Below are 15183 nucleotides of genomic sequence, written 5' to 3' on the forward strand. Positions count from 1 at the left end.
GCAGCTGTCTCCAGTAGAGTATGAGAAACGCTATTTCCTGAGCTTGGAGAGTGTCTAGAAAACCAGGGGCGATTCACGTTTTTCAATCGGCCTGCTCAGGCGACCATATCGACAATCGTGGAAGATTCCTGACTAGCACTGACGAAGACTGAAGGCTAGGAGCCTTAATGGAGGAGGGCGTAGTTAAATAATGCGGTTTTGTCTCTCAGGTACAGCGAGCGAGGCGCGACGATGGGCCTAGCCATGCGAGACCCCATCTATCTCCTCCCGGGCGGCTATGACAACCGCGTCGGGGTCGGAGGATATGACGTCCTTCGGCAGCTTACCCCCCAAATACGAATTGGATGATTCGAACCACAAAGCCATGCCCCAGCCACTCATCCTGGTGGCCAGCACAGCGATGACGCGCTGTATTCCCTGGGCCGCAACGGCCAAGGTGCGTGCTTCGATGGCGTAACGTGGGAAGTACTCCACACCCTCGTAGTTGATAGAGAAGATCGCACCGTCTACATACCGGTCAGGAGCGCCGTCGCTGAGTTGCTCAGCCAACGCCGGCAACAGCGCATTTAGCTCTGGCCAGGTAAGCCAGTCTCCGCTGGTCATGACTCTGGATTGTGTCTTGGACTGGAGAATCGCCTCTCGGCCGGAAACATTCCTCGCCGTTCGAATGATCCGCATTCTGCGAGACGCTCCTTAAGTTTTAGGGGTAGGGGATCCCAGCAGTCAGTTCTGAGCTGCCCGCTGAGAGATAGACCACCACTAATTCGGTTCCACTGGCAGATCGATGGTCGACCACTCAACGGCGGTGCGAGTCCTGGAAGTAATCGTCTTGTGCAACCAGGCCCAAATCACCGCTCTCAACAGATAGCTCATCACTGAACAGGTGCTGAACTCGTCGCTCTTGCTTCATGTACGCCAAGGTCTGGAAAAAACAGTGCTCACAGAGGTGTACCTCGAATCGCTGGCCGTCGTGCTCGCTGCCATACCCCCAGTGGGCTTGTAGGGTTCCATACTGGTAACCACCCGCGGCCCTGCGCGTAGAACAACCGCAGACGTCACAGGTCACGTCAGTGACGGTCTCAACCTCGACCAGCCCTGTAATTTTCACTGTGAATTCCTAGAAAAATGGCTTCGAGCCATGTTGGAGGGCAAACTGGCTATCGACGACTGGGCAATCCAAGCTTGACCGCGGTCGCGCATGCCGATGCGCTTCACCGAATGCGCGCGTTCCTGATCATACGCATGATAACAGGTGTTCTGGGTTGTACTGAGATTGCTGTGCCGCAGGTCTTCCTGCAGGTCCTTAGGATCGCGCAGCGGCGCGTCAAAGATGGCAGAGGTGTGACGCAGCCAGTGCGCAGACGCACACGCCCACAGCAACAAGCGCTCAGTGTAACTGCGGTATGAGTTGAACGTCTGTGCATTGTCGGAAAACGCGGGCAGGAACGCACGCACCGCAGCGTAGCCCCGGTCAGCTTCCAAACAGGCTTCAAACTCATCCAGGTAGGAGCCGACGCAGGCGAGTGGGGAACTCTGCAAACGGAAGGCTTGATCGATGAAGTTATCGTAGGTTTCGAACAAGGGAGTGGGTGCGCGCCATGGAATACCAGTCAGATTTTTGAAAAACAATAGACTTCCAGTTATGACAGCAATCGGAAGTCAGAAGCGTTATATGCGCTAATTTTTACTACCGCGTACTGAGGCCTTAGGCCTTGATGGATGAATCCAAGTCACCTACATTCTCGTTACAAGCCACTTGGTTAGGAATCAGCGTAGGAGCTGGTTTCGCCTTGGGATATGCGAAAGCACAAAAACACCACCTTTTTGGTGGTTTTTTAGTGCTTGCTGTTTTTGCTCCTGACGGACACGTCCAGCCTGGAGCAAAGTACACGCTCCATGAAAGCCACATTCAAAGCGCTTCGCTGGTCCCTAGTGCTGTGCTCTCGATCTTCTGGAGCCCGCACGCCATGATGTGACCCGACGCCAAAGTCGAAAAAGTGTACCTCTACCCCAAACCGGTGGACTTTCGAAAATCCATAGATGGCCTGCTCGTTGCGCGCTTAGTGGATGTCGGTGTGGCAAACGCCGCAATACAGGATTTCGATGGTCACGTCGTCAGATCGTGAGCTGCGACCGTTGAATGTCATGGGGCGAGGGGAGCTGTGGCCGACTGGACCGGCATAACCGATAGCTGTGTACATGTGATGCCTCGCAGACTGTTGAGGCGGCGCATCGTGCGCACCAGGCCGGGGTGCGGACATGTCCGTTCCCCTGTAAGTAATGCCTAATCCTCCGAAGGTGTACGGCCGGGGATATGCATAGGCACAGATCTGCGGTCATGTCATTGTCTAATCTTCTGTATGATCGCCCATGCTTCTGACTTCCCACACTACCGTCCACCGACTCAACGGATGCTGTATCCGCGATCTGCACTTAGCATCTAGCGGTAGCGGCCTAAAGTCGGCGAATCTGTTTACCATTACAAAGCTTAGGTCCCTTGGAATCTTCGCGTTCTTGGGCGCTTGCTCAGAGATTTCATTCTGCGTAGAGGCTGCTGTGCTCATCGTGAACGGTGCCGGCACATCATGACCGTGATGATGCAAACTCTCTCCTCACCGTCGTGGATCTCCTATTCTCTATTTGTAAAGCCATAGTCGGCTGCTTCTCAACCGTTCATAAAACGGGGTTGCCCCGCCAATTTGTGCTCTCAGGAGAAATGTATGGAGAATCAAAGCGAACACTTCGGTTTGAGCCGGCGTGAGATGCTGATTTTTCTAGGGGCAATGGCGTGGGCGACCACAAGACGAGCGCAAGCGGCACCGACCCCGTTTGACACAGAGCTAGCCCAGGCCATCGCTTCAAACGACCTGTCTTTTACTGGTGCAGATCGCGAAAAATTCATGGTCTACCCGGGCGATCAGCCCCGCTCTCAGGGAGGGTATCGTGGTCACCCGAGTGATCGGCAGATCTCGACATCAGCCAGGAGCCTAATTGTTGCTTGCGAGGTGACTAGCGAAGCCAACTACCGCTCCAAGCTCCAGAGCCCTATCTGGCCTGGTGGTGAGTCGGGCGTGACCATCGGCATTGGATACGATCTTGGGTATACCACGGCAGCTAACTTTCGATCGGACTGGGCCAGGCTGCTGCCTGAGCTTACAGTCGACAGGCTCGCAAGGTGTTGCGGGACCAAAGGAAGACCGGCATCACAGAGAGCTAGAGACCTCCGCGACGACAAGGTTGGCTGGACAGAATCAAATACCCAGTTCGATGCGTACCTTCGGTATGTTGTTGGCCAGACGGAGGATACGTTTAAGAACTGCAGCCATCTCCATCCGGACTCTTTAGGTGCATTGGTCTCATTGATTTATAACCGTGGAGCCAGTCTTTCTCGCACGTCCGATCGTCGCCGCGAAATGCGCGAGATCTACGCACTTATGCGAGACCGCAATTTTGCCGCCATTCCAACCAAGTTCCGTGACATGAAACGACTCTGGAAGGACGATCCTCAGGCACGAGGACTGCTGAGGCGGCGGGAACTTGAAGCGCTCCTTTTTGAGCAAGGCTTGAAGGCCTAACCTAGGAGCTCAATCATGTGGCACTGTCGGCTCACCGCGGGGTTGCTTACTGTCTTCGTAGTGCTGCTGGCTGAATCCGCGATAGCGGCAAAATCTACAGACCAAGCTCGAAGTGTCGCCCGGCTAGTACACACGGGCGAATGGGAACTTGCGGCCGAGGGGGCGCGGATCGCACTCCAGCACCAGATGAGTCATCGCCGCGCTCCGGACGCAGTGCCCGCGGCAATCCTGTTGGTTCCCGCGCTCACTCTGCTAGATCGACATGCCGAGGCACTGCGTCTTCTGGCGCCATTGGGGAGCAGACCGGCAGTAGTAGCTGCACGGGGCACTATTCTATTGGATCAAGGCGACTATCAAGGAGCTACAGAGGCCTTTACGTTGGCACTACAAGATCCGGCGTCCCTGCCCAGAGTTACGCAGGCTCGGATCACCTGCGAGCGGGCTTATGCTGACGAGCAGACCGGCGATACCAGTGCAGCTGCGGCGGGATATCTTGAGTCTTTGAAGTTGTACGCCGCGGCTGGACATGAACAAACCTTCTTCATGGATCGGCCCCGTGTCAGTGGCACCTTATGGGACCCGGTTGCCCCGCAACCAATCAAAGTACCTGGGCCCGTCGGAGACGTGATTACTGAGCTTGATGCGCTGGGCGAACCTAATGCGCAGCCAGGTTATTACTCTGAAGCGTTCTCAGCGTATCTGGAGGAAGAGTACCTAGACTCGTACCCGCGTGCTGGACCATTCGTGGACTGCCTTGTCCGGCTGGCCAAATTCAAGGAAGCGACCGGCGAGGAGGAGCTGGCGCATGCGATCCTGCAGACCGCTATTGCGCAGGCCAGTGTTTTGGAGGGGTTGGGGTATACATATCGCCCAGCCCTTGTTTTCAGCGCGTACTTTGAATTTTTGGAGCGAGCAAATTACGATCCCAAGCGGCTGGATCAGATGGCACAGTTTGCCCTGTTCGCAGCTGGGCAAATCAGTCCTGCATATAGTGAGGGCGACATCCGATCGCCAACGTCGCCGACATCAAGCCCGCGAATGAGGGCGTACCAAGCACTTGAAGCGGTACGACTGCGCTCGCTATTTAGATCAGGTGAAATGTCTGACTCTGTCCGTGATGAAGCGTTTGTTGTAGCGCAGGACTATCAATCGTCGATTGCGGCGCTTGCCGTTCACCGACACTCAGAAGGGAGAGTGCACCCGCGTGACCCTGCCGTTTTCACAAAGGCGGAGCACAAGGCGTTTTGGGAGCAGTTCGACCGGGACACGCCAGATAGCGCTCATCTGTCTGGGTTTCAGCTGAAACCTGGGCAGCTCTTTCTCATGATCAGCCCTGGTGCAGGTACAGGTGCCGGGCGCATTTGGGCGCAAGATGCGCAGGGAACGGTTTGGGCCGCCCTCGGCACTGACCGCGAGACGTTACGTACAGACATCGAGACCCTCCGTTGCTCCCTGGACGTGAAGATGTGTTGCACATTCCCTGCTAGCTCACGAATGGGGGCTGCGTACCGCCGTCTGAAGGACGCATACATCGCCGAGTACAACCTCGATGTAGTCGAGGACTGCCCGTTACAAGAGGAGGACTTTGAAGCTTCAGTAGCTTATCGAGTGTTCGACGAGATATTCGCCGACTCGACAATTCGAGGCATGGTTTCAAAGGCGGAAGAGTTGATCATTGTGCCTCAAGGGGAGTTAGCCTCGGTACCGTTCGGCGCGCTACCTTTTGAACGGCCGAGGGCAGGGCGCGGCCCTGTCGCGGCGGCATCAACTAAGTGGTTGGGCTTAGAGAAGGCCATCCAGATCTATCCATCGGTCAACAGCTACTTAGTGGCTGATGCAAGTGAGCAGGCCCTCGACAAAATCCGCCTTTTTGGAGTGGGCGATCCGACCTTGGGTGACACTCACGTCACAGGGCGTAAAGTCGATTGCACGCAGTTCACTCCCCGTAGCCGGCGCGACCGCGGCGAGTCTTTAGGTGATCCGATGCGGGCGCTATCGCCACTGCCAGGAACCCGGAGCTGTTGGCCATGTCCAAGCTCAAGGGCGTCGCGTCAAACAAAGCATCCCGTCTCCTCTTATGGGAGGGCGCCACAGAAACAGGGGTACGGGCTGCATCCAGAACCAAACGGTCCATGAACCAAGCGGAGGTTTTGGTATTCGCCACCCACGGGCTCATGCGAGGGGATTTTGGGCTCAAGGAATCTGCCCTCGTGCTGTCCAGGCCAAGACTTAAAGGACCGACTCATTCTGACAGCTTCCTTACGTTGAGCGAAATCATGCAGCTGCAGCTGAAAGCGAGGCTTGCCATTCTTTCAGCGTGTAACACTGGCTCGAGTGGTGATGCTGCAGGTGATGCCTTGGCCGGCTTCGCCACTGCGTTCTTTCGAGCAGGCGCAGAGTCTGTATTACTGTCTCAGTGGACAGTACGTGATGACGTGGCCGCTTTCGTTACGCCAAGGATAGTTGCGCTAATGATGGGAGATCCCACGATCAAAGAGTGTGAGCGGGGAGGCCAAGCAGACCGCAACGCTGCGGAGGCGATGAGGATGGCGCTTTGCGAGGCTCGGCGCAGCCACGCACTGGTTGCCGACTTACCAGGCGATTGGGCCCCTTTCGTGTTGGTCGGAGGGCGTTCCAAGTTATAGAAAGACTCGGCCCGGGAATTAAGAGTCGTTCGGACTATCGCGTCCAACTCTGAATTCTCAGCGCTCCAGCTACCCCAACGTGGGGGAGGACGATCGCACTCTCGATTACACCGTGCAGGAGGAGTTCATCGACCCCTTTTATTGAAGTAACGGAGCCGGAGACCTGATCTGGTGCCTGGTGGAAGCCGGATAGGGTATATGATTACCCTGCCTGCAGCACATCGATCACCTCGAACCTCTGTTATGGTCGCACCAGGCCGGAGTGCGGGCATGTCCGTTTCCCCGTGAGTGATACCTAATCCTCCGGAGATGGACGGCCGGATAATACACACAGGCATAGATCTGCGATCATCTCATTGTCTAATCCTCTGTATGATCGCCCACGCTTTTGACTTCCCGTTCCGACGTAAACGAAACCCTGGTATCGCTGATCAAGCCGCTGTCCCACACCCCCGGTTTTCTCGACACCGGTTTGCCCGGCGTGCAAACGCTGTCCTGGAGCGATTATGTTGCCAGCAGCCCGCAGATATACGAGCCGAGCCTGATCATCCTCGCGCAGGGTAGCAAACTCGCACGTCTGGGGCCGCGTACGTTCGAATACGGTGCCGGGCATTATCTGGTGCAGGCGCTCTCGGTGCCGTTCATGTGCGAAACCTTCGCCACTCCCGAAGAGCCGCTGTACGGCGTGTCGGTGTCGATCGACCGGCTCGTGCTCGGGGATCTGGTGCAAGCCATGGGGATGCCCGCGGATGCGTCGGTCAAGGCACAGACACCGGAATCCATGACCTCTGCCGAGCTGGATGTGCAAATGCGGGATAGCGTCGAGCGCCTGTTGCGATGCCTGCACGACTCAATGGATCGCCAGGTGATGGGGCAGTCGCTGGTGCGCGAGGTGCTGTATGCCGCACTGCGTGGCCCGCAAGCGGGGGTGTTGCGGGCGCTGGTCGAGCAGCAGGGGCATTTCGCGAGAATCGCTGCGGCGCTACAGCATCTGCGCAATCACTACTCCGAGGCGTTGAGCGTGGATGAACTGGCCGGGTGCGCCAACATGAGCGTCTCGACCTTTCACGAGCATTTCAAGCGCACCACACTGCTATCGCCGGTGCAATATCTGAAACGACTGCGCCTTTTGAAGGCCCAGCAAATGCTGATCGGCGAGGGCATGGCGGTAGGGCAGGTGGCACATCGGGTGGGGTATCAGAGCACTTCGCAATTCAGTCGTGAGTACAAACGCTATTTCGACCGAAGCCCGGGGGGGGAAAGGGCGCAGTTGAAGATTTCAGCGTGAAACTAGAAAGGCCACCAGCTCAACGGATGCTGTATGGGCAATTAGCAGGGTTAAATAACGACTGTCAATTATAATTTACATTTCGACGATCTCAGCGCTTTGGATGCCTATTCCCTCGCTTCCAATTTCCAGTCATCGTGACGACGGTACCAATTATCTTGAAAAATGGGGCCCGGGCGCGTGGCCAGGCAGCGGATCAGGGCGCAGAGGGGCGCATTGGCATCGACGTGGCGGGTCAGTTGCATGATGAACCAGGGCAGAGGATCAGACAGCCTAATGATCGCAGATTGACGGTATCGCGCCAGTAGCACAAAGGCAGGTTCGGAGAATCAGGCATGCATGCCGGAGAATCAGCCGTGGGCGCGAGGGCGAATGGTGGGCACAATTGCCCCACTGAATCGTTTCATTCTACAGCGAGGTCCAGCATGTATACCGCCATCGGTTACGCCGCCCAAACCCCTACCAGCCCCCTGGCGCCCATGACTTTCGAGCGCCGCAGCCCGCGCCCGGACGATGTCGCCATCGAGATCCTGTACTGTGGCGTGTGCCACTCCGACATCCACCAGGCGCGCAACGAATGGGGCATTGCCGTATACCCGCTGATGCCTGGCCACGAAATCATCGGCCGCGTCACCGCCACGGGCGACCAGGTCACCGCCTACAAGGTAGGTGACCTGGTAGGCGTGGGTTGCATGGTCGACTCCTGCCGCCACTGCGAGGCGTGCGCCAAGGACCTGGAGCAATACTGCCAGCAAGGCCCGACCATGACCTACGCCACCCCGGACCGGGTCGACGGCAGCAATACCATGGGCGGCTACTCCAGCAGCATCGTGGTCAGCGAGCATTTCGTGCTGCGCATTCCGGCCGGCATGGACCTGCCCAGCGCCGCGCCGATCCTGTGCGCCGGTATCACCACCTATTCGCCGCTCAAGCACCATGGTGTCGGCCCAGGGCACAAGGTCGGCATCCTGGGCATGGGCGGGCTGGGCCACATGGGCATCAAGCTGGCCAAGGCGCTGGGCGCAGAAGTGACCTTGTTCACCCGCTCCCAGGCCAAGGCCGAAGAAGCGCGGCGCCAAGGCGCCGACCATGTGATCGTGTCCACCGATGCCGAGCAGATGCGCGCTGCGGCCGACCGTTTCGATTTCCTGCTCGATACCATTCCGGTGCAGCACGACCTGAACCCGTACCTGGAAACGCTGAAGTTCGACGGGGTGCACATTCTGGTCGGCCTGATCGAGCCGATCGACCCGGCCGTGCATGCGGCCAATCTGGTCATGAAGCGTCGGGTGCTGGCGGGGTCGTTGATTGGTGGTATCGCCGAGACCCAGGAAGTGCTGGATTTCTGTGCCGAACACGATATCCGCTGCGATATCGAGATGCTGGACATCCGCAATATCAACCAGGCGTACGAGCGCATGATCGCCGGTGATGTGAAATACCGGTTCGTGATCGACATGGCCACGCTGCAGGCCTGATCGAGGCCAGCGCCGGCCGCTATGCGGGCAAGCCGCGAAGCGGCCGGCTGGCAGGCCGGGGCAGGCTTGGCTACCAGGCCAGCGGTTTGTCCCAGCCCTTCCAGAACAGCCACCGGCGCACCTCCCCATGTGCGCCGGTACCGATCTGCCACGCCGGCCGGCCGCTGTCGAGGGCAATCTCCGCCACAATCCCGGCATGGCTGGCGGCCACCAGGGTACGCCCGTCGGCGCTGATGTCCATGGCGCTGATGGTCGAGCCCAGGTAGTGCTGCCAATGCTCCTGGCCATCTTCGCCAAAGGCCCGCAGGTAGCCGTAGGCATCACCGATGATGTATTCGCCAGCGCGCGCCACCCCGGCATAGACACGCGCGCCATCCTGCACCAGTGGGGTGCGCGGGTCCTGGCTGTAGTAATCGGTGCGCAGCCCCGGCAGGTCGGCTACCCGTACCGCCAGCGTGGCACCGCTGTAGAAGTGGCAGGCGTTGAGGAGCAACTGGTCACCCCGCTGGTTGAACAGCGCGAAATGCGGGTATTCGCTGCCGGGACCAATCTCGGCCACCAACCTGAGCCGGTCGTCCAGCACCAGGTGCCGGCTGCCTTGCTCACCCACCACGACCCAGCGGCCATCCGCCGACACCGCGCCGTGCTCCATGCTCAGCCCGAGGCTGATGTCCTCCGGCTCGGTGCCTTCGGCCAGGGCGTCGAGTACCCGCGCCTGGTGCGGCAGCAGGCGGGTTGCGCCGTCGCTGGCCAACACGAAGGTGCCATCGGCACTGACCAGCAGCACGCGTTGGCCGTCCGGGAAAGGGATCAATGCGGTGGGCGCGGGTGGCAGGTCGAACGGCTCGAACGGGTAGCCGGCCGGCAACCCTTCCAGGCCGGTCGGCCAGGCCAGGCGCTGTACCTGCGGGCCGCCCCAGCCAGCGGTTACCCGGACGCCTTCGGCATTGCCCAGGGCAAAGTAGCGACGGGCCGGGCAGCGGCCGAAGCACTCGACGCCGATCACCGGGGTGACCCCATGGCGATCGATACGCAGCACCTGGCCTTTTTCGTGCGGCATGGCGATGCGCGCCAGCAGGCTACCGTCGCCCAGCAGCAGGACATTGCTGATGCCCTGGCCATGCTCATCGAGCAACGGTACCAGCGGTTGGTGGGCAGGCGGCCAGGCTTGGCGGAAGGCTTGGTGCTGCTGCTCACTGCAGCCCGGGCGGTTGGCTGCCTGCAGGGCTGCCAGCCAGGCGTCGAGCAGGTGGTCGGTGGCGGGCACTTGTGGCGCTTGAAGGTTGTCCCAGCCTTGGGCACGGCCTTGTGCGACGTAGTCGTTGACGGCCTGGGCATAGGCGATGACCGCCTGCTGCCATTGCTGCTGGGGGTACTGCTTGTCCATGAGTGGATCGGGCTCCTTGCTGCAACGTGTTTCACTTCAAGTGGGCATGGTACTCCTTATGCCCGACTTGCGGTTGTTGGCCCCGGGTGTGACGCGTACCATGCCGGCATTCCTATTCATGACAATGCGTACGTCGGCAACCCAGTAGACCGGGGCCCTGGCGCGCGACCTGTTGCTTTTTCAAGGAGACTCTCTTTCTACAATGAACGGACCTGTACCCAGCCACCTGCCACCCGGCACGGGCAGCGGCAGTTGGCTTAGCGTCATCGCCTTGGCCCTGGCGGCCTTCATTTTCAATACCACCGAATTCGTTCCGGTGGCGCTGCTCAGTGACATTGGCGGCAGCTTCGACATGAGCACTGCCCAGGTCGGCCTGATGCTGACCATCTATGCCTGGGTGGTGGCGCTGGCGTCTCTGCCGATGATGCTGCTGACCCGCAACATCGAACGGCGGCGCTTGCTGTTGTTGGTGTTCATGGTGTTCATCGTCAGCCATTTGTTGTCCTGGCTGTCGCAAAGCTTCGCCATGCTGCTGGTCAGTCGCATCGGCATTGCCCTGGCGCATGCAGTGTTCTGGGCCATTACCGCTTCGCTGGCGGTGCGCGTGGCGCCGCCCGGGCAGCAGGCCAAGGCGTTGGGCCTGCTGGCCACCGGCACCACCCTGGCCATGGTGCTTGGCATCCCGCTCGGGCGTGTGGTGGGCGAGGCACTGGGCTGGCGCATCACCTTCCTGAGCATTGCCGTGGTAGCGCTGGCGACCATGGTGTGCCTGATGAAGTCGTTGCCGCTGCTGCCCAGCCAGAACTCCGGGTCGCTACGCAGCCTGCCGGTCCTGTTCAGGCGCCCGGCGCTGGTCATCACCTATTTGCTGGTGACCCTGGTGATTACTGCGCAATTCACCGCGTACAGCTATATCGAGCCATTCGCTCTGCACGTGGCGCAGATCGGCGGCGAGCGCACCACGCTGTTGCTGTTGCTGTTCGGGGGGGCAGGGGTACTGGGTTCAGTGTTGTTCAGCCGCTACAGCGAGCGCTTCCCGCAGGGTTTCCTGCTGGGCTCGATGGGGGTGTTGGCGGCGTGCCTGCTGTTGCTATTGCCATTGTCAGGCAACTTTTACGTGTTCGCGGTGCTGAGCATGTTGTGGGGGGTAGCGATCCTCAGCTTCAGCCTGGCGTTGCAGTCCAGGACCTTGAGGCTGGCCTCTGATGCGACCGACGTGGCCATGGCGCTGTTCTCGGGTATCTACAACATCGGCATCGGGGGTGGGGCCCTGCTGGGCAGCATTGTCAGCAGCCGGCTGGATGTGGCGTACATCGGCCTGGTGGGTGGCAGTGTGGCGGTGGTCGGGTTGTTGCTGGCCGTGGCCAGCGCCCGGCGCTTGCGAGAGGCATTACCGCACTGACCGGTCAGGCCCTGCGATGGGCTGCGCGGCAGCCCAAACCGGTGGCAGGGCGTCAGGCCAGCACAGCCGCCCATGCTGAAACCAGCAAAAGCCCCGCCAACAGTTGGTTGAACACCCGTAACCGCTGCGGCGCCTGCAACCAGCGGGCGCTGCCTGCCCCCAGTACCGCCCATGCCCCCATGCACGGCAGGGCAACCAGGCAGAACACCAACGCCAGCTGCCATACCGGTAACCTGGGGGCGGCAAACACCCCCACAACCGCCACGGCCATCAACCACACTTTGGGGTTGACCGCCTGCAGCAAGGCGGCGCTGAGGGCGCTGAAGCCTTGCGCCGTACCCGCGTGCAGCGGTGCCCCGGCACTGCGCAGCATTTTCCACGCCAGCCCGCTCAACCACAGCGCTCCGGCCCAGCTCATCAGTTGTTGTGCCAGTGGGTGGCGCAGCAACAGCTCGCCCAGCCCCAGGCCCACCAGCAGCACAATCGTCGCTGCCGTGCAGCAGGCCGCCAGGATCGGCAACAGGCTGGCCCGTACGCCCAGGCGGGCGCCGTGCGCCAGGATCAACAGGTTGGTTGGCCCCGGGCTGAGGCTGGCGACCAAAGCAAACAGGATGAAGGGCAGCATCGACTGAGACATGGGAACGCTCCAGAGCATCAAAGCCCCATGCTCGCTGTTGCCAAGCGGTTCAGTCTGGAAGATTTGAGCAGCGCCTGCGGTAGTCGGCCGGCGTCAGCTGGTAGGCACGGCGAAACCAGCGGCCCAGGTGGCTCTGGTCGGCAAAGCCCAAGGCCACGGCCACTTGCGCCGAGCTCTGGCCTTGGGCGAGCAGCCGCCGCGCCCGGGTCAGGCGCAGCTGGATGAGGTAGGCATGCGGGGCAATGCCGAAGGCGGCCTTGAACGCCCGGGTGAGGCGAAAACGGTCGATACCGCAGGCCTGGGCCAGGTCGTCGAGGCCAATGTCACGTTCCAGGTGGGCATGCAGGTAGTCCCGCGCGCGCTGCGCGCTCAGCGGCAGGCGCGGGTCGGGGTTGATGCGCCGGCGCCAGTGCAGGTGGCAGGTCAGGCGGGCAAGCAGTTCGTCGGTGGCGGTTTGCCGGACGATGCGCAAGTCCTGGTCGTGAACCGCGCGGAAGGCGAGGGCGGTAGCGCTTGCCAAACGTTGGTCATGGCAAAGGGTGTCGGCAAAGCTCGGCAGGCTGCCGCCCGGCGCGTGCTCGAACAGCGACCGCAATTGCTGGTCGAGCCAGAGCGGGTCCAGGTACAACGTGGAGTAAGTGAAGCCTTCCTCGGTGGGGGCCAGGCCATCGTGAATATCGCCAGGCTCGAGCAAGAACACCTGCCCGGGTGTGCTGCGGTGGCGCACCCGGCGGCAATTGAACTGCTGCACCCCCTGTTCGGTGACGCCCACCAGAAAGCTGTCGTGCCAGTGCGGGTCGTAGGCATGCCCGACAAAATGCGCCCGCACCGACTCGATGCCGGTGTCGGCGTCCTGCTTGAAGTCTATCCAGTTGCTCATGGGGGCATGCCGCCGATTCAAAACGCCAACCTAGCGTAACGGTTGAGTTCAGTCTGGAACAATTGTGCAGCCACTGGCCAGTGCCGGTTCACGCAGTGCCTCGAAGCGCTCGCGTAGCCACAGGTGCAGTTGGGTTACCGCTGGGGTGAGCTGTTTGCGATGCGGGCAAACCAGCGTGACCGGGGTCGATTCGCCGAGCAGTCCGGGGAGAACGACCTCCAGTTCGCCGGTGGCTATGTTGGCGCTGACGTCCAGCCACGACTTGTACACGATGCCTTCACCCTGTACGGCCAAACGGCGGATGACATCGGCGTCGTCGCTGACCAGCGGCCCGCGCACCTGCACGGTGCGGTTGCCCAGTTGCCATTTGTCGTACACCCTGTTGTGCTGCATGTACAACAGGCATGCATGCTGCTGCAGCGCATCGGGGGTGAGTGGTCGGCCGTGGCGGGCCAGGTAGTCGGGCGAGGCGACCAGCACCCGGCGGTTCCAGGCAGCCAGCGGCAGGGCGATGTAGTTGGCGTCCTGGTTGTGGCCATAACGGATGGCCACGTCTACCGGGTCACGGTTGAGGTCGGCGATCTGGTCAGAGAGAAAGAAGCGCACCTGCAACGCCGGGTGCTCGCGGCGGAAGGCGCTGAGCCATGGCAACAGCATGTTGCGGCCCATGTCGGAGGGCGCCGACACCTGCAGCGTACCGCGCAGGGTGTCAGGGTTGCCATGCAGGTCCTCGTGGCCCTGGCGCAGGCTCTCCAGCACATTCAGTGCGGTCGGCAGGTAGCGCTCGCCCTCTGCGGTCAGGCGCAGGCTGCGGGTGGTGCGGGCGAACAGACGCACGTCCAGGTCGCGCTCCAGGCGCTTGATGGCCGCAGCCACCTGGCCAGGCAGCAAGCCCGCTTCGTGGGCAGCGGCGGTGAAGCTGCCCAGCACGCTGCTACGGGCGAACAGCTCAAGGTCTGCGATGCGCAGCATTTTCACTCCAGGGCCGAAAGTGTTGCTGCATTGTGCCGGTTTTTCTTTTCTGCAGGAAAGATAAGATGAGCGGCAAATTCACTGCTCATACCTGGAGTCGTTGCATGGATACCGTCTCGCTGGCCAAGCGCCGTTACACCACCAAAGCCTACGATGCCTCACGCCGTATTCCCCAGGCCACGGTCGATGCCTTGCTCGAGCAACTGCGCCACAGCCCGTCCTCGGTCAATTCCCAGCCCTGGCACTTCATCGTCGCCGACAGCGCCGAAGGCAAGGCCCGCCTGGCCAAGAGCACCTCGCAGGGCTACGCCTACAACACGCCGAAGCTGCTCGATGCTTCGCACGTGATCGTGTTCTGCACCCGTACCGAAATGACTGAAGCGCACCTGGACAGCGTGCTGGACCAGGAGGCCGCCGACGGGCGCTTCCGGGACGACCAGGCGCGCGCGGCGCAAAACCAGAGCCGCCGTCACTACGTTGACCTGCACCGCTTCGATCTGAAGGACGTGCAGCACTGGATGGAGAAACAGACCTACCTGGCCCTGGGCACGGCGTTGCTGGGTGCTGCGGCGCTGGGGCTGGATGCCACGCCCATTGAAGGTTTCGACAGCAAGCTGCTGGATGCCGAACTGGGCTTGCGCGAGCGGGGGTTCACCAGCGTGGTGATGCTCTGCCTGGGCTATCGCAGTGAGGCCGACTTCAATGCCGGCCTGGGCAAGTCGCGCTTGCCGGCAGCGCAGGTATTCACCTTCCTGTAAGCGTGGCAGCCGGGTAATGTCAGGCAGTGAAGCCCTGGTGGCAGCCATTGGGCTGCTTTGCAGCCCATCGCCGGCAAGCCAGCCCACAGGGGGCGCATCAGGGCTGATAGGTGTTTGTCACAAGATATGCAGCGCCTGTGAGATCGAGCGCCGCCCGCGCG

At 60.7% G+C, this 15183-nt stretch carries 13 protein-coding genes and 2 pseudogenes; 8 read left to right on the forward strand and 7 right to left on the reverse strand.

The window, feature by feature from the left end; all coding sequences use genetic code 11:
• Positions 1-237: 237 nt before the first annotated feature.
• Positions 238-678: a hypothetical protein gene (locus EGJ22_RS24305; RefSeq protein WP_033738685.1), complete on the reverse strand. Its 441-nt coding sequence runs from the start codon at positions 676-678 to the stop codon at positions 238-240.
• A gap of 516 nt (positions 679-1194) precedes the next feature.
• Positions 1195-1365: pseudogene (locus EGJ22_RS26665) on the reverse strand (site-specific integrase); the annotation flags it as partial.
• A gap of 350 nt (positions 1366-1715) precedes the next feature.
• Between EGJ22_RS26665 and EGJ22_RS26670 the strand changes: the two are divergent.
• The gene (locus tag EGJ22_RS26670; protein ID WP_177432073.1) at positions 1716-1976 is read left to right on the forward strand and encodes a hypothetical protein; all 261 of its coding nucleotides are present in this window, start codon (positions 1716-1718) and stop codon (positions 1974-1976) included.
• Positions 1977-2063: 87 nt separating this feature from the next.
• Here the strand turns inward: EGJ22_RS26670 and EGJ22_RS26675 are convergent.
• Positions 2064-2201 (reverse strand): annotated as a pseudogene (locus EGJ22_RS26675) (NAD(P)-dependent alcohol dehydrogenase); the annotation flags it as partial.
• 519 nt (positions 2202-2720) lie between these two features.
• Between EGJ22_RS26675 and EGJ22_RS24325 the strand changes: the two are divergent.
• The 5 genes from EGJ22_RS24325 to calA all read left to right on the forward strand — a co-directional run bounded on the left by EGJ22_RS24325 (position 2721) and on the right by calA (position 8986).
• The gene (locus EGJ22_RS24325; protein WP_050439944.1) at positions 2721-3575 is read left to right on the forward strand and encodes a hypothetical protein; all 855 of its coding nucleotides are present in this window, start codon (positions 2721-2723) and stop codon (positions 3573-3575) included.
• Between the two features lie 336 nt (positions 3576-3911).
• Positions 3912-5711, forward strand: a complete 1800-nt coding sequence (locus EGJ22_RS24330) for a hypothetical protein (protein ID WP_152546633.1) — start codon at positions 3912-3914, stop codon at positions 5709-5711.
• Positions 5603-6220, forward strand: coding sequence for a CHAT domain-containing protein (locus EGJ22_RS27025; protein ID WP_080694548.1), 618 nt, complete (start codon positions 5603-5605; stop codon positions 6218-6220). Before EGJ22_RS24330 ends, EGJ22_RS27025 begins: the two co-directional genes overlap by 109 nt.
• A gap of 388 nt (positions 6221-6608) precedes the next feature.
• Entirely contained in the window at positions 6609-7508 is a 900-nt protein-coding gene (locus tag EGJ22_RS24340) for an AraC family transcriptional regulator (protein WP_028697909.1), read from the forward strand.
• A 425-nt stretch (positions 7509-7933) separates the two neighbouring features.
• Entirely contained in the window at positions 7934-8986 is a 1053-nt protein-coding gene (calA, locus tag EGJ22_RS24345) for a vanillin reductase (RefSeq protein WP_029884986.1), read from the forward strand.
• Positions 8987-9056: 70 nt separating this feature from the next.
• On the opposite strand, the gene EGJ22_RS24350 is transcribed toward calA, so the two are convergent.
• A complete protein-coding gene (locus EGJ22_RS24350; RefSeq protein WP_029884987.1) occupies positions 9057-10373 on the reverse strand; it encodes a hypothetical protein in 1317 nt (438 codons plus the stop codon).
• A 202-nt stretch (positions 10374-10575) separates the two neighbouring features.
• On the opposite strand from EGJ22_RS24350, the gene EGJ22_RS24355 reads away from it, so the two are divergent.
• Complete coding sequence (locus tag EGJ22_RS24355) at positions 10576-11775, forward strand: sugar transporter (RefSeq protein WP_029884988.1); 1200 nt, start codon at positions 10576-10578, stop codon at positions 11773-11775.
• Between the two features lie 52 nt (positions 11776-11827).
• On the opposite strand, the gene EGJ22_RS24360 is transcribed toward EGJ22_RS24355, so the two are convergent.
• Genes EGJ22_RS24360 through EGJ22_RS24370 form a run of 3 tightly spaced genes read right to left on the reverse strand, consistent with a single transcriptional unit; the run spans position 11828 to position 14264 of the window.
• Positions 11828-12412, reverse strand: coding sequence for a LysE family translocator (locus EGJ22_RS24360; RefSeq protein WP_029884989.1), 585 nt, complete (start codon positions 12410-12412; stop codon positions 11828-11830).
• Positions 12413-12461: 49 nt separating this feature from the next.
• Positions 12462-13292 carry an AraC family transcriptional regulator gene (locus EGJ22_RS24365; RefSeq protein ID WP_029884990.1) on the reverse strand — a complete coding sequence of 277 codons (831 nt, stop codon included), beginning with the start codon at positions 13290-13292 and terminating at the stop codon, positions 12462-12464.
• A gap of 48 nt (positions 13293-13340) precedes the next feature.
• Positions 13341-14264, reverse strand: a complete 924-nt coding sequence (locus EGJ22_RS24370; RefSeq protein ID WP_009683964.1) for a LysR family transcriptional regulator — start codon at positions 14262-14264, stop codon at positions 13341-13343.
• A gap of 104 nt (positions 14265-14368) precedes the next feature.
• On the opposite strand from EGJ22_RS24370, the gene EGJ22_RS24375 reads away from it, so the two are divergent.
• On the forward strand, positions 14369-15022 hold the full coding sequence (locus EGJ22_RS24375) for an oxygen-insensitive NAD(P)H-dependent nitroreductase NfsB (protein WP_029884991.1): 654 nt from the start codon (positions 14369-14371) through the stop codon (positions 15020-15022).
• The last annotated feature ends 161 nt before the right edge of the window (positions 15023-15183 follow it).

It is taken from the genome of Pseudomonas sp. p99-361, from assembly GCF_003935475.1.
Classification (GTDB): Bacteria; Pseudomonadota; Gammaproteobacteria; order Pseudomonadales; family Pseudomonadaceae; genus Aquipseudomonas; species Aquipseudomonas juntendi.

Excerpts from the sequence above, each read along its gene's own strand:
- EGJ22_RS24305 (WP_033738685.1), bottom strand. The coding sequence starts at position 678 with ATGCGGATCATTCGAACGGCGAGGAATGTTTCCGGCCGAGAGGCGATT.
- EGJ22_RS26670 (WP_177432073.1), top strand. The coding sequence starts at position 1,716 with ATGGATGAATCCAAGTCACCTACATTCTCGTTACAAGCCACTTGGTTA.
- EGJ22_RS24325 (WP_050439944.1), top strand. The coding sequence starts at position 2,721 with ATGGAGAATCAAAGCGAACACTTCGGTTTGAGCCGGCGTGAGATGCTG.
- EGJ22_RS27025 (WP_080694548.1), top strand. The coding sequence starts at position 5,603 with ATGTCCAAGCTCAAGGGCGTCGCGTCAAACAAAGCATCCCGTCTCCTC.
- calA (WP_029884986.1), top strand. The coding sequence starts at position 7,934 with ATGTATACCGCCATCGGTTACGCCGCCCAAACCCCTACCAGCCCCCTG.
- EGJ22_RS24350 (WP_029884987.1), bottom strand. The coding sequence starts at position 10,373 with ATGGACAAGCAGTACCCCCAGCAGCAATGGCAGCAGGCGGTCATCGCC.
- EGJ22_RS24355 (WP_029884988.1), top strand. The coding sequence starts at position 10,576 with ATGAACGGACCTGTACCCAGCCACCTGCCACCCGGCACGGGCAGCGGC.
- EGJ22_RS24360 (WP_029884989.1), bottom strand. The coding sequence starts at position 12,412 with ATGTCTCAGTCGATGCTGCCCTTCATCCTGTTTGCTTTGGTCGCCAGC.
- EGJ22_RS24365 (WP_029884990.1), bottom strand. The coding sequence starts at position 13,292 with ATGAGCAACTGGATAGACTTCAAGCAGGACGCCGACACCGGCATCGAG.
- EGJ22_RS24370 (WP_009683964.1), bottom strand. The coding sequence starts at position 14,264 with ATGCTGCGCATCGCAGACCTTGAGCTGTTCGCCCGTAGCAGCGTGCTG.
- EGJ22_RS24375 (WP_029884991.1), top strand. The coding sequence starts at position 14,369 with ATGGATACCGTCTCGCTGGCCAAGCGCCGTTACACCACCAAAGCCTAC.